The sequence below is a fragment of the Tenacibaculum sp. Mcav3-52 genome (assembly GCF_022347665.1).
In the GTDB taxonomy this organism is placed as follows: Bacteria; Bacteroidota; Bacteroidia; order Flavobacteriales; family Flavobacteriaceae; genus Polaribacter; species Polaribacter mesophilus.
Window position 1 is genome coordinate 542,595 of sequence record NZ_JAKRGE010000001.1, and the last position, 13,921, is coordinate 556,515.

Sequence of the window (13,921 nt, forward strand, 5' to 3'; positions counted from 1 at the left end):
ATGAAGTACCCTGTTTTTTACATCTCTTTTTTATGCCTATTTTTTGTAGGAATTTCTTCTTTTGCTCAAAGTAGGAAAGAGCTTGAAAATAGGCGAAAGAAACTTAAAAATGAAATAGAGCTAGTTAATAATCTTTTGTTCACAACAAAGAAAAAAAAGACTAGTGCTTTAGACGATTTAAAAGACTTAAACCAAAAAATAAGTGTTAGAGAGCGTTTAATTGAAACTATTGAGTTAGAGACAAAATTACTTTCTAAAGAGATCAATACAAACGAGCAGCAATTAAAAAAATATAATGACGAGCTAGAAAAATTAAAAAATGACTATCGAGATATGGTCGTTAAATCTTACAAAAGTAAATCGCAACAAAGTAAAACCATGTTTTTATTGTCTTCAGAAAGCTTTTATCAAGCTTATAAGAGATTAAAATACATGCAACAATATAAAGACTACAGAAAAAAACAAGGAGAAGAAATTATAGTTAAAGCGAAAGAAGTAGAACAACTAAACGACTCGTTAGCTGCGCAAAAAAAATCAAAAGAAGCGTTACTTTCTGACGAGAAAAGTCAGAAAAAAGAAATTGAAGACGAGAAGAAAAATCAAGAGCAATTAATTTCAAAAATTAAAAAGGAAGAGAAAAAATACAAAAGCGATTTACAAAAGAAACAACGAGAAGAAAAAAGAATTGCTGCCAGAATTGATAAGTTAATTAGAGATGCTATTGCTAAAGCAAACAAAGGCAAAAAAACTACAAAAGGTAAAACCAAAAGCTCTGGTTTTATTTTAAATGCCGAAGAAAAAGCTTTACTTGCTAACTTTGAGCAAAATAGAGGTAATTTACCTTGGCCAGTTAAAGGTGTTATTACACGAAAATATGGAGTTCAACCACACCCTACATTTCCTGGAATTACTATCAATAGCCACGGGTTATACATTGCAACCAAAGCAAATACCGATGTAAAGAGTATTTTTAACGGAAAAGTTTTAGTTATTCAATTACATCCTGATGGAAGAAAATCAGTTTTAGTACAACATGGTAACTATATTTCTGCATACAATAAGTTAAAAGAAGTTTATGTAAAAAAAGGTGATGCTGTTAAAACTGGCGACAAACTAGGAAAAGTATTCACTAACAAAGTAACAGGTAAAACACAACTTAGTTTTATGTTGTATAAAGACCGAAACCGATTGAACCCTGCACAATGGATTCGTTCTTAACACCATTAAAACAGTTATAAATTTTATTTTTAAATTGTAACCAAATTTAAACGTGTGAAAAACGCATCAAACTTTATTATTGTAACTGTAGCAATTATTGCAACATTAGTCATTGGCAAAGGGATTTTAATTCCTTTTATTTTTGCTATTATTTTTTGGTTTTTAACACGTGAAATCCGAAAAACAATATATAGAATACCTTTTGCAAAACGATTTATTCCATTTTGGTTAAGTAATGTTTTTGTATTTACATTAATTATACTTGGTTTTGGTTTTATTTCTGAAATTATAACAAATAGTATTTCAAACTTAACCACATCATATTCAAAATATGAACCAAATATTGATGCTATTATAAAGCGTTTTAATGCTTACTTTCATATAGATATTGTTACATCACTTAAATCTGTTATTGGAGATTTTGACTATGGCTCTGTTTTAGGTGATATCGCAAACGGAATCAGCAGCTTGCTCGGTGATACCTTTATGATAATAATTTATGCTTTATTTATCTTTTTAGAGGAAAGTAACTTTAAAAAAAAGTTACAAAAGGTTTTTTTAGATACCTCAGAGAATTCAAAAGGTTTTCAAGCAATTTTAAAAAAAGTAGAAACCTCTATTTCTAATTACTTACGATTAAAAACATATGTAAGCCTACTAACAGGTGTTTTAAGCTACTTTATTTTATTAATGGTTGGAGTAGATGGCGCTCCTTTTTGGGCTTTCTTAATCTTCCTTTTAAATTATATACCAACTATTGGTTCATTGGTAGCTACAGCTTTTCCTGCTATTTTTTGCCTAATACAATTTGGAGAGTTTGCTCCTTTTTTAATTGTTGCTATAGCAGTAGGAGCCGTTCAAGTTATTGTTGGTAATGTTGTAGAACCAAAAGTTTTTGGAAGGTCGCTAAACTTAAGCCCACTTGTAACAATACTTTCTTTAGCTGTTTGGGGAGAAATTTGGGGAATAACTGGTATGATATTATCGGTACCAATTACAGTAATTATGATTATTATTTTCTCTCAGTTTGAAAAAACAAAAAACATTGCCATCTTTCTATCAGAAAATGGCAATGTTGATGACATATAAACGATTTTAATCCATAAAAATAGATTTCAACTCCAAAGCCTCCTTAGGATCCATTTTACCTGCTAAAACTAAGCTTAATTGCTTTCTACGTAATGCAGCTTCATAACGTTGTTTCTCTAATTCGGTTTCTGGTTCAATTTGAGGAATTGGTACTGGTTTTCCTGTTTCATCAACAGCAACAAACGTATAAATTCCTTCATTTACCTTCGTTTTTTCACCCGATTGACGATCTTCAATCCAAACATCTACATAAATCTCCATTGATGATTTAAAAGCACGTGAAACCTTTGCTTCTAAAGTTACCACACTTCCTACAGGTACCGATTTGGTAAAGGCTACGTGATTTACAGAGGCTGTTACTACAATTCTTCTCGAATGACGGCGTGCAGCAATACTACAAGCTCTATCCATACGAGCTAATAACTCTCCTCCAAAAAGGTTATCTAAATAATTTGTTTCTCCTGGTAAAACTAAATCGGTAAGTACAGTTAACGATTCTCTTGGTGATTTTGCTCTCATCAATTAAATTTTGATGCAAAGATACAGCAACAAAAAAATCTACCTAAAATAAATGTAGTTTATTTAACCAATAACCAAGCGTCTTCGCTAACAGATTCTTTAATAATTTCTAGAGCTTTTCTAGCTTCTTCTTTAGTTGCATAGCTTGCAAAAGCTACTTGAGTTAAGCCTAATCTGTTCTTTCCAACAATAGAAGCATCATAGCCCTTATCTTCTAACTCTGTTAATTTGTTTTCAGCATTATGCTCTTCTTGAAAAGCTCCAGCTATGATATGAAAGTTTCTATCTTCTTTACTAACGTTTAAGTTAATTGTTGGTAACGGATTCTCTATTACAAAAGTTGCTGATTGAATTTTCTTCTCAACAGCTTCTTCTTGATTTGCTAATACTTGTTGTTGATTTTGAACACCATTCCAACCCACATAGGCAATTCCTACAAAAACAGCTGCAGCGGCAGTCCTTTTTAAATACAACGGAATTGTTTTTCTGTTTTCTTTAGTAGTAGGTAATGACTTAATTGTTACTTCTTTTACTCTTTCTACAGAAGGTGTTGAAACCTCAGCTAATCCAAAAGATTCTTTTAAAAAGTTACTTGATGGATTTGGTTCAAAAATAATTTGTTTTGCCTCGTTTAATGACAAGCTTCCTACAGAAGCAACAGTAACAGTTGCTGTTGCTAACTTTTCTTTCCATTGTGCAACTTCCTCTGCAATAAAAGCAGTAGCTTCTTCAAAAGAAATATTTTTACTCGAAGCTATATAATTTGCCAATAAACCGTCATTATGCTGTAAATATGCATTAAACGTGAGTTGTTTTTTTGGCGGATAAAAAGTGTGAGTAGTTGTATTTACTCTAGCACCAATTTTATTGGTTACAAATCCTCCAAAATTAGGAACAATTACGCAATCGTATCTATATAATAAATCGTTAATGTAGTTGGCTAATGTCATAATAACAAATATAGTTTTTTAGTGAATTACTTTCAAGTAATCTTGTAATTTTTATCAACAGTTTTTTGTATATTGATACTCAAATTATTGCTATCATGAATACAAAAAAATTACTTGCTATTTTACGTTTACAAGCAACTAAAAACATAGGTGATATTTTGGCAAAAAGGCTAATTACCTCTGTAGGAAGTGTTGAACAAGTATTTTTAGAGAAGAAAAATGTACTCCATAAAATTAACGGAATAGGAACTCATGTAACTCAATATCTTTTTGATGAAAGTAACCTGAAAAGAGCAGAGGAGGAGCTGTATTATATTCAACAAAACAACACTACTTTTTCTTATTTTTTAGATGACAATTATCCGCAACAGCTAAAACATTGTATTGATGCTCCAATCTTACTTTTTAAAGACGGCAACCTCAACTTAAACAATGATAAAATTATTTCGATTGTAGGAACTCGGAAAATGAGTTCGTACGGACGCGATTTCTGCAATCAACTTATTAAAGACTTAAAAGAATACAATCCTATAATTGTAAGTGGTTTTGCTTATGGAGTAGATATTTGCGCACACAAAGCTGCAATAAAAAACAACCTGCAAACTATTGCTGTCTTAGCACACGGATTGGATGAAGTATACCCAAAAACACATAAAAAATATATTCATCAAGTAAATGAGAATGGTGGTTTTATTACCGAGTTTTGGCACGATGAGCAACCTATGAGAGAAAACTTTTTAAAACGAAATCGCATTGTAGCTGGGCTATCTAAAGCAACCATTATTATTGAATCTGCTAAAAAAGGAGGGTCGTTAGTTACTGCTGATATTGCCAATTCGTACAATCGTGATGTGTTTTCGCTACCGGGTAGAGCAACCGATATATATAGCAAAGGTTGTAACAACCTCATTAAAAACAATCAAGCACATTTATTAACCTCTGCTGAAGATATTGTAAAAATGCTTAATTGGGATCTGCCGAGAGCCTCGGCACCTATTCAAAACAAGCTTTTTGTTGATTTGAATGAAACCGAACAAAAAATACACAATTACTTACAACAAAATGGTAAACAGTTGTTAGATGTTATTGCGTTAGATTGTAATCTTCCTACTTATCAACTATCCTCTATTTTGGTTCAAATGGAATTAAAAGGGGTTATAAAACCTTTACCCGGAAAAATGTTTGAAGTTTAGTACCTTTGAAGCATGTCAGAATATAAACTCATATCACAAAAAAAACCAGCTTTTCCTGTTACTAAAAAACTAGGAAACTACTTAAAAAGACATAACAGAACTATAAAAATTCCTATTTTTTATGATGATTTGTTGCGTTTTCAAGGTTCGGTTGCTGTGTATGATAAACACGATAATGATACCTTATGGATACGTGTTTTTTATAATGAGTTTGAGCGGGCTGAAATTGATTTATACCTAAAAAAAGTATATAATATCTTACACTCTAACGGTTCTGATGCTAGTATTAAGCATTTAAATGTTGATGCTATCGATTTTTGTACGTTTGGTAACTCTAAACCTTTTCGTATAAAAATTCGAAATATTTTAAATGATAACTACACCTATTTTTACGTAAAGAAAACCGATGCTTCTCGTATTTACGGACTAGAGTTAGAGGATATTTTATCTCCTTACAACCTAAACTTTTTGGTATATGAAGACACGTTGATAGAAGAGCATATATCAGGAATTCCAGGAGATGTTTTTATCAATGATTATTTAGATGATTGTTTAGACATTGAAAAAGCACAACTGGCTAAAGAGTTTGTTAAATTTAACGAGCGTTGTATGATTCGTTTGTTGGGCGATATGCGTTCGTATAACTACGTAGTAGTACCTACACACGATTTTGAAAATGTTGTGTATAAAATTCGTCCGATAGATTTTGACCAGCAATGTTACGAAGGTAAATTTAAAGTGTATTATCCACAGTTTTTTAAAGAAAATTTAAAGCTCGTTCAACTAGTAGGAGATAAGCTTACTTCAGAATCTATTGAGCAATATCAAATAGAAGAGCGATCAATTGTTGCTAAAAGAATTTTAGGTTCTCGTTCTCGATTGAATCGTTTGCTTTCCGCTATGAAATCAGATAATATTTCTATACCAAAAAATATCGAACAATTAAAATCAGAAATTTTTGAATTTACAGGAGATATTAATTTTAGAGATAGTGATGGTATGGGTGAAGTTTTAGACAGTGCATTAACTTTTGTTCGTAGAAATTACGAAGATGTGAGTATGAAAACCATTATTCAACAACAGCAAAGATTACACTAGCCTTTTCTACTTCGAATACTTTCAATAATCACTGTTGCTAAAATTAAGCTTCCACCAATAAACGTGTTCCACGTAGGAATTTCGTTTAAGAAAATAAACGCTAACAAAATTCCAAAAACAGGTTGAATGCTACTAATTATACTTGCGGTTGATGCCGAAAAAAACTGTAGTGAATGTACCATTAAACTATGTCCGATAGCCGTAGTTAACAAGGCTAATAATAGTAAATAGGGGAGTTGCTCTTGAAATCCTGAAACATCCATAAAAAATAAAACGGGAACTAAAGTTATGGTAATTATTACCACTTGATAAAACATTAACATTACTCCATTGTATTGCTGTACATACTGCTTTAAAATCAAAATTCTAACAGAATAACACAATGCAGAAAGCAAGCCAAATAACACGCCTTGTACTTGTGTATTTTTAATATCAAAATCAGGAGCTAGAATGTATAAACCTAGCAACACCATCAACCCTAAAACAATATGAATCGGGTTGAATTTTATTTTTAAAAACAGGGGTTCTAAAAAGGCAATCATGACCGGAAAGGTGTACAATGACAACATTCCAATAGCTACATTGGACAGTTTTAACGCATAGAAATAAGTAATCCAATGTGCACCCATAAAAATTCCCCCCATTAAAAAAGGAAACAAATGTTTTTTTGATTGTATGGTTAAATCAATCTTTTTGAATCGGCAAAAGACATACAAAATCACCATAGCAATCACCGAACGAAACCACACAATAACTTCTGAAGGCATTGCAATATACTTACCTAACACACCCGATGTACTGATGAATAAGGTAGCTAATAATAGCCCTGAAAGGTTTTTAATATGTTTAGTTTGCATGAGGGTAAATGTATGTCATTTCAACCAGAGGAAGAAATCTTAAGAAGATGAGTTACTCAATTGAATGAGATTTCTCGCTACCGCTCGAAATGACGTTTTGTTTGTTCTCGTCATTGCGAGCGGAGCGCGGTAACCTTTCGGTTATGAGCTTACATTGTCACATCGAGTGAATTTCTTTTTTCGATAGAGGAAAGAAATTTGTATCGAGATGCATATAAGCTGGTTCTCGATACAATTTTCACTCATTCTAATCGTGAAAACCACTCGAACAGACAGAGCTTAATTATTAAACTTCTTCTTTGCTAAGTTCGGTAGTTTTTCAAACTCATTATTTATAAGAGCTTCTTTTTTTGCTCTAGACCATTTTTTAATTTGTTTTTCTTTTTCAATAGCCATTTCTACGTTAGTAAACTCACAATAAAAAACCAATTCAACAGGTCTTCTTTTTGAAGTATAACTATCTTTAAAAGTTCCATTTTGGTGCTGAAATATTCGTTGAGATAGGTTTGAAGTTACTCCTGTGTAATAGGTTTTGTCTGAACATTGTAATATGTAAACAAAGTATATTTTCATTTTAAAATTTATCAACAAACTAATTACTTTTTACAAAAATGACAATTCTTTATTCCGTCATTGCTAAGTGAGCATACCCATATTTTGGTTGTGAGCTTAATTGTCACATCGAGTGAATTTCTTTTTCGATAGAAGGAAGAAATTTGTATCGAGATGTATACAAACTAGTTCTCGATACAATTTTCACTCATTCTAATCGTGAAAACCACTCGAACAGACAACTTCTTTGTACCGTCATTGCGAATCTTTCGACTGTCGCTCAAGACAGACTAAAGTGAAGCAATCTCTAAGTCGTGAGTTCTTAATAAACAGATTACTTCGCTCGTTCCTCGCTCGCAATGACGTTTTATACTTTCTGTAAGGTTTCTAACGCCTTGTGTACACTATCAATTTTAATAAATGTGATGAGTAAGCGCAATCCGTTTTTGGTTTTCTTTTCTTTCATTACACAACTCTTCGGGTTTTGCTGTACATACCTCAACATTTTGGTAAATGCTTCGGTTTGATAAAAAGCACTTTGCTGATCGGATACAAAATAACCTAACATGCGTTTTTGCTTTAAAATTACCTTTTCTAAACCTAATTCTTTCGCCAACCATTTAATACGAACACTGTCTAATAAATCGGCTACTTGAGTTGGATATTCTCCAAAACGATCGATAATTTCGGTCTCAAAGGTTTGTAATTCTTCTTCCGTAGTTAAGGTTCCTAATTTGTTGTACAAACTCAAACGTTCGGTTACTGAGTTTACATAATCATCTGGGAACAGAATTTCAAAATCGGTATCAATTTGCACCTCTTTTACATATTCTTTTGGTGCACTTTCATCTGTAGGGTATAAGTCTTTGAATTCATTTTCCTTCAGTTCTTCAATGGCCTCATGTAAGATTTTCTGATAGGTATCAAAACCTATATCATTAATAAATCCACTTTGTTCTCCACCTAATAAATCTCCAGCACCACGAATTTCCAAGTCTTTCATGGCAATGTTCAATCCGCTTCCTAAATCAGAAAACAGTTCTAATGCCTGAATTCGTTTACGTGCATCATCGGTCATGTGATGATACGGTGGTGTGATAAAATAACAGAAGGCTTTTTTGTTTGAACGCCCTACACGACCACGCATTTGGTGTAAATCCGACAGTCCGAAATTATTCGCATTGTTGATGAAAATCGTATTCGCATTCGGTACATCCAATCCACTTTCAATAATCGTGGTAGACACCAACACATCAAACTCATTGTTCATAAAACCAAGCATGAGTTCTTCTAACTTTTTTCCTTCCATTTGTCCGTGTCCAATGCCAATTTTTGCACTTGGCACCAAACGTTGTAACAATCCTGCTACTTCTTTGATGTTTTCAATACGGTTATGGATAAAAAACACCTGTCCACCACGAGAAATCTCATACGAAATCGCATCGCGAATGGTTTCTTCACTAAAGCGAATTACATTGGTTTCTATGGGATGACGGTTAGGTGGTGGCGTTTTAATCACCGATAAATCTCGCGCCGCCATTAAACTGAATTGTAAAGTACGCGGAATTGGCGTTGCCGTTAAAGTCAACGTATCTACGTTTTCTTTAATGGTTTTTAGTTTGTCTTTCGCTGCTACCCCAAACTTTTGTTCCTCATCAATAATCAACAATCCTAAATCTTTAAACTGAACTGCTTTATTGGTTAACTGGTGCGTTCCTATTACAATATCTACACTTCCATCAGCAACCCCTTCTAACACGCCTTTGCGCTGTTTTGTGGTTCTAAAACGGTTTAGGTAGTCAATCGTAACCGGAAAGTCTTTTAATCGCTTAGAAAAGGTTTTAAAGTGCTGAAATGCTAAAACTGTAGTTGGTACAAGCACCGCAACCTGTTTTCCGTTATCTACCGCTTTAAAAGCCGCTCTAATGGCAATTTCTGTTTTTCCAAAACCAACATCACCACATACCAAACGATCCATTGGTTGTTCTTTTTCCATATCAGTTTTTACCTCTTGGGTAGAAGAGAACTGATCAGGTGTGTCTTCGTATAAGAAACTCGCTTCCAGCTCGTGCTGCATATGCGTATCGGGTCCGAAAGCAAATCCTTTTTGTAGTTTTCGTTTTGCGTATAACTGAATTAAGTTGAACGCAATATGTTTTACACGGGCTTTAGTTTTTTGCTTGACTTTTTTCCAAGCATTCGACCCTAGTTTGTATACTTTAGGTGGTTTTCCGTCTTTTCCGTTGAATTTGGAAATTTTGTGTAGCGAATGAATACTTACGTATAAAATATCACGATCGCCATAAATTAACTTAATGGCTTCCTGTTTTTTGCCTTCTACATCTATTTTTTGAAGTCCGCCAAACTTTCCAATACCGTGGTCGATATGCGTTACATAGTCGCCTACGTCTAATTTGGTGAGCTCTTGTAGGGTGATGGATTGCTTTTTCGCATATCCATTTTTGAGTCGGAATTTGTAATAACGCTCAAAGATTTGATGATCGGTATAACAAACAATTTTGCTATCAATATCCACAAATCCTTGATACAACGGAAACACAATGGTTTCATAAGAAACCTCTTCTTCATGGTCGTCAAAAATATCGTGGAAACGTTGTGCTTGCTGTTCGTTAGAACATAAAATATAATTGGTGAATCCTTTAGCCGAAAACTCGTTGAAATTCTGAATTAACAGGTCGAATTTTTTGTTGAAAGAGGGTTGTGGGTGAGTATCGAAGTTGATGCTTACGTTAGTGAGATTTAGCTCCGCTGAACCTTGCGGTTTCTCACTTCGTTCGGAATGACGGTTTTTACCAATGTCAACCGTTGTAAAATCTTGTAGTTGATTTCGAATGAGCTCACCGTTACAAAACAGTTCTTCGGGTTTTGCATGTTTGATTTCGGTAGATAATTCGTTAAACGATAGTTCTGCTTTTCGGTAAAATTTATCCAACGAATCGCTTAATAAATCTACATTCTTCACAAAAACCGCGGTTTTTGCTGATATGTATTTTAAAAAGCTTTCTCGCGATTCCTGCAATGTTTTGTTTTCTACGTTGGGCATAATGCTCACTTTCTTCAGTTTTTCTTTAGAAAGTTGCGTTTCTACATCAAAGGTTCGGATGCTGTCTACCTCATCACCAAAAAACTCAATACGATAGGGTTCGTCGTGAGAAAACGAAAACACGTCGATAATTCCACCACGTACCGAAAACTCTCCTGGTTCGGTTACAAAATCGACACGTTTAAAATGGTATTCAAACAGTACTTCGTTGACAAAATCGAGCGATACTTGTTCACCCACTACCACTTTAAGCGTGTTTTTTTCTAGCTCTTTTTTGGTGACTACTTTTTCGAACAGCGCAGTAGGATAGGTAACAATAATCGCAGGTTTTTTACGCGAATTGATACGGTTTAACACCTCTGAACGTAGCAGTACATTGGCATTGTCGGTTTCTTCAATCTGGTACGGTCTGCGATACGAACCCGGATAAAACAACACGTTTTTATCGCCCAATAACTGTTCTAAATCGTTTAGATAATAAGCAGCTTCTTCCTTGTCGTTAAAAATTAACAAGTAGGGTTTATCGGCTTGTTTAAAAGTTTCGGAAATGACAAAAGACAACGAAGAACCGACCAAATTCGTTAGTTGAAAATGGTGTGGATCTTGTTGAAGCTGATTAACAATCTGTTTTACATTCTCAGATTGTTGATAGTGATTTACAATTGCTTGCTTGCTCAACGTACAAAAATTTTACGCAAATGTACGAGGTTTATTTTTTATTGAAAGGGTTGTTTTTTAACTCTTACTTATATTATTTAGTGCAGTGGAAAATGCTTTTTATTCAAATATTTTCTCTCTAATATACTCTTTAAAGGATTTTCCTGTTTCGTGAATAGTTTCATCGCCTCCTGGAGAATATTCAATAACTAAACAATCTTTAGTTTTTAAATCAAACCCAAAATATTCATCTTCATAATCATCTCCAAAGAACTTTATCTTGTTATTCACATCAATCGAGGGATAAATACCCAATTCTTCTAGATAAAATAACCCTTCATATATTCTGAATGCTTTTTCTCTAAAACTTCCAGCACCAATATTTTTTAAAAAATCAATATAATCTACGGACAAATTCTCATGGTACATTCTAAGTTTACGAATTTCTTTTTTACCAAGTTGTTGTCTATTATTCTCTTTTTCTTCTACTCTTTTAAGGTGACTTATTTCTTCGTGAAAATTAGTTTTCATGGTTCGTAATATAGAGTGATTACTATTTTAGAAAAGTAAATAATTACCAAAACTGTTTTAGCAAGTGTCTTTTTGAAACAGACTCACAATAGATTGTTTGCTCGACGTATAAAATTTTACGTAAATGTCTGAGGATTTTTTTTGTGTGTGAGAAGTTTTGTTTTGATATTTTTTAATCTAAATAACCTTTATCTTTTAATATTTCTGAGTACCTTTCTTTTGATAAAGGACAATTTACCAAATCGGCAAATTCATTTTTGGAAATTTTACACTGTTTAGACATTTGACTTATTAAATAATTGTCAAGATCTTTCTTACTACCATTACTTAGTTTGGTGAAGAAACATATTTTTCCATTGTGTATGAACTCAAGATATTTATGATCGCCACTATGGTTTATTGAGTCTACAAATCCTTTCTTTTTTAAATTTTTATACGCTTTTTTCTTATTCAATACCATATTAGACAATCTCTTTTATATAACTATTAATCATTACTTTAATCCCTATTAATCGATTTGTTAATTTTTCATCATCTATTTGATTTAATCTAGTAAACAAGAAGTCAAACTCTTCATTAAAATTGTTTTCAGCTTCCTCTTGAGTTAACCCAGTTCCAATAATATCTAATGCTTCATGTTCAATTAAATAATAATCTTCTTCTTTTTCAAATAGGCATCTTAGAGGAAATTTTAAAATATATTGCTTCTCATTTATGTTTATAATTTCTGGTGAGTAAGATAAAGAGTGGTTTTTTGATAAAATCACTTCATGTACCTTTGTCTTCGTGGTTTTTTCTCCTTTTTTAAAAATTTTAACTCTAGCCAATCCTTCTTCAACCGTTTTGTTTTCTTCAAGCTGCTTCACTTCTACAAGTAAATTTTTTTTTACTGTACTTTTAAACTTTTGAAGTTTATAAAATGACCCTTCTTTGTCTTTTTCATAAATTGAAACCGGTGAGTCTTTAAAGCTATTATTAAAGTTGTATAACTTTTCTACGAATTGATTTCTTTTTGTGGGCTCAGGATACAGCTCTTTTAAATCATAGTATGTTCCTTTATCGGATATATGTAATAATGAGTTTAATTTTTCACTTACAACTTCTCTTTGTTTATAAACGTCCGATGTTGTAATTAATGTAGGGTTTGAAGAAAGAGCAAAAGATGGAATTGAGCTTCCTTTTGAGTAATCTATTAACTCAATTTTAAAATTGTTTAAGTCAATCGCTTCATCAGCTGGTAAATCATATTTTGCTATTGTAATAATTAAATCTTGTAAATTTTGAGCTATTTTTATCAAAGCATCTACAGAAAGAGTTTGGTTTTTACCAAGCTCTCCTTCTATTTTAAGACTAACGCCATTTTCAAGATTTAAATTCATTTATTAAAAGTGTTTTTTTGTAAAAACAAATCATCATATACCTTTATTTCAGTATATAAAAGCTTTTTTAATACAACAAAGGTAGATATATTCAATTACAATTCTTTACGGTAATCCATAAAGAAGTATGTTTTTACTTTTTTAAGAAAAAATAGTTGAGATAAGGGGTAGTACTACTTTTTACTTTTTTAGCGTGTTAAACATAGTAAAAAAAAGAGGAGGGAGGCAAGGGTTATTTATTTGTGTGTGAGTTTGTAAGGGTGTTTGTAGCTTTTAAGAGTATTTGTAACTCTCTTTAAAAAGATTTCTCCCTGCGGTCGAAATGACAGGACACCATGCAACTTCAACGTCATTTCGAACTGGAGTGCAACGGAAGTGAGAAATCTTATAATTGTGTATTGAACACTTTCAAGTGTATTTGTAACTCCCGTGAGTGAGATTTCTCCCTGCGGTCGAAATGACAGTATTAATTAAAACACTTCATTATTCAAAAAACGCCACTCAGGATTGAAACTGTTAATCAAGTTTTCTTTTTTTCTCTACTCCATTTTTTTAATTCTTTTTCTCTGTGAATTGCTTCGTTTATCGTTTCAAAAGCTTCATAATAAATCAAATAATAGCAATTATATTTTCCTGCAAATGATTTTTTAGCATGCTCGCTATCAAAATAATGTTGAGATAATCGTTTTTGAAGATTGTTGGTAACACCAATATACAATGTGGTTTTATTCTTGTTTGTAATGATGTATACAACGTATTTGTTTAGCATTTTTCTTTTAAAGATAGAATAATTTTTTTAGTGTCATTTCGAAGG

The 13,921-nt window shown here is 32.5% G+C and carries 12 protein-coding genes; 4 read left to right on the top strand and 8 right to left on the bottom strand.

Annotation, left to right across the window (positions count from 1 at the left end; translation table 11 throughout):
• Positions 1-1,218 carry a murein hydrolase activator EnvC family protein gene (locus tag MHM83_RS02515; RefSeq protein ID WP_239178294.1) on the top strand — a complete coding sequence of 406 codons (1,218 nt, stop codon included), beginning with the start codon at positions 1-3 and terminating at the stop codon, positions 1,216-1,218.
• A gap of 54 nt (positions 1,219-1,272) precedes the next feature.
• Complete coding sequence (locus MHM83_RS02520) at positions 1,273-2,307, top strand: AI-2E family transporter (RefSeq protein ID WP_073182341.1); 1,035 nt, start codon at positions 1,273-1,275, stop codon at positions 2,305-2,307.
• Between the two features lie 6 nt (positions 2,308-2,313).
• Here the strand turns inward: MHM83_RS02520 and MHM83_RS02525 are convergent, their stop codons facing one another.
• Positions 2,314-2,826 (bottom strand): acyl-CoA thioesterase, encoded by a 513-nt coding sequence (locus MHM83_RS02525; protein WP_047788033.1) that lies wholly within the window; start codon positions 2,824-2,826, stop codon positions 2,314-2,316.
• Between the two features lie 59 nt (positions 2,827-2,885).
• Positions 2,886-3,776 carry an SPOR domain-containing protein gene (locus MHM83_RS02530; RefSeq protein WP_047788034.1) on the bottom strand — a complete coding sequence of 297 codons (891 nt, stop codon included), beginning with the start codon at positions 3,774-3,776 and terminating at the stop codon, positions 2,886-2,888.
• 95 nt (positions 3,777-3,871) lie between these two features.
• On the opposite strand from MHM83_RS02530, the gene dprA reads away from it, so the two are divergent.
• Together dprA and MHM83_RS02540 are read left to right on the top strand one after the other, a co-directional pair.
• Positions 3,872-4,969 (top strand): DNA-processing protein DprA, encoded by a 1,098-nt coding sequence (gene dprA, locus MHM83_RS02535; RefSeq protein WP_239178295.1) that lies wholly within the window; start codon positions 3,872-3,874, stop codon positions 4,967-4,969.
• A gap of 12 nt (positions 4,970-4,981) precedes the next feature.
• Positions 4,982-6,067: a hypothetical protein gene (locus tag MHM83_RS02540; RefSeq protein WP_047788036.1), complete on the top strand. Its 1,086-nt coding sequence runs from the start codon at positions 4,982-4,984 to the stop codon at positions 6,065-6,067.
• Here the strand turns inward: MHM83_RS02540 and MHM83_RS02545 are convergent.
• The 6 genes from MHM83_RS02545 to MHM83_RS02570 form a co-directional block, all read right to left on the bottom strand.
• A complete protein-coding gene (locus MHM83_RS02545) occupies positions 6,064-6,924 on the bottom strand; it encodes a DMT family transporter (protein ID WP_239178296.1) in 861 nt (286 codons plus the stop codon). The genes MHM83_RS02540 and MHM83_RS02545 overlap by 4 nt on opposite strands.
• Positions 6,925-7,203: 279 nt before the next feature.
• Positions 7,204-7,497: a GIY-YIG nuclease family protein gene (locus MHM83_RS02550; RefSeq protein WP_239178297.1), complete on the bottom strand. Its 294-nt coding sequence runs from the start codon at positions 7,495-7,497 to the stop codon at positions 7,204-7,206.
• A 346-nt stretch (positions 7,498-7,843) separates the two neighbouring features.
• Positions 7,844-11,218, bottom strand: a complete 3,375-nt coding sequence (gene mfd / locus MHM83_RS02555; protein ID WP_239178298.1) for a transcription-repair coupling factor — start codon at positions 11,216-11,218, stop codon at positions 7,844-7,846.
• 99 nt (positions 11,219-11,317) lie between these two features.
• Complete coding sequence (locus tag MHM83_RS02560; RefSeq protein WP_239178299.1) at positions 11,318-11,728, bottom strand: hypothetical protein; 411 nt, start codon at positions 11,726-11,728, stop codon at positions 11,318-11,320.
• Positions 11,729-12,189: 461 nt separating this feature from the next.
• The gene (locus MHM83_RS02565; RefSeq protein WP_239178300.1) at positions 12,190-13,107 is read right to left on the bottom strand and encodes a hypothetical protein; all 918 of its coding nucleotides are present in this window, start codon (positions 13,105-13,107) and stop codon (positions 12,190-12,192) included.
• A gap of 520 nt (positions 13,108-13,627) precedes the next feature.
• Entirely contained in the window at positions 13,628-13,876 is a 249-nt protein-coding gene (locus MHM83_RS02570; RefSeq protein WP_370641874.1) for a GIY-YIG nuclease family protein, read from the bottom strand.
• Positions 13,877-13,921 lie beyond the last annotated feature (45 nt).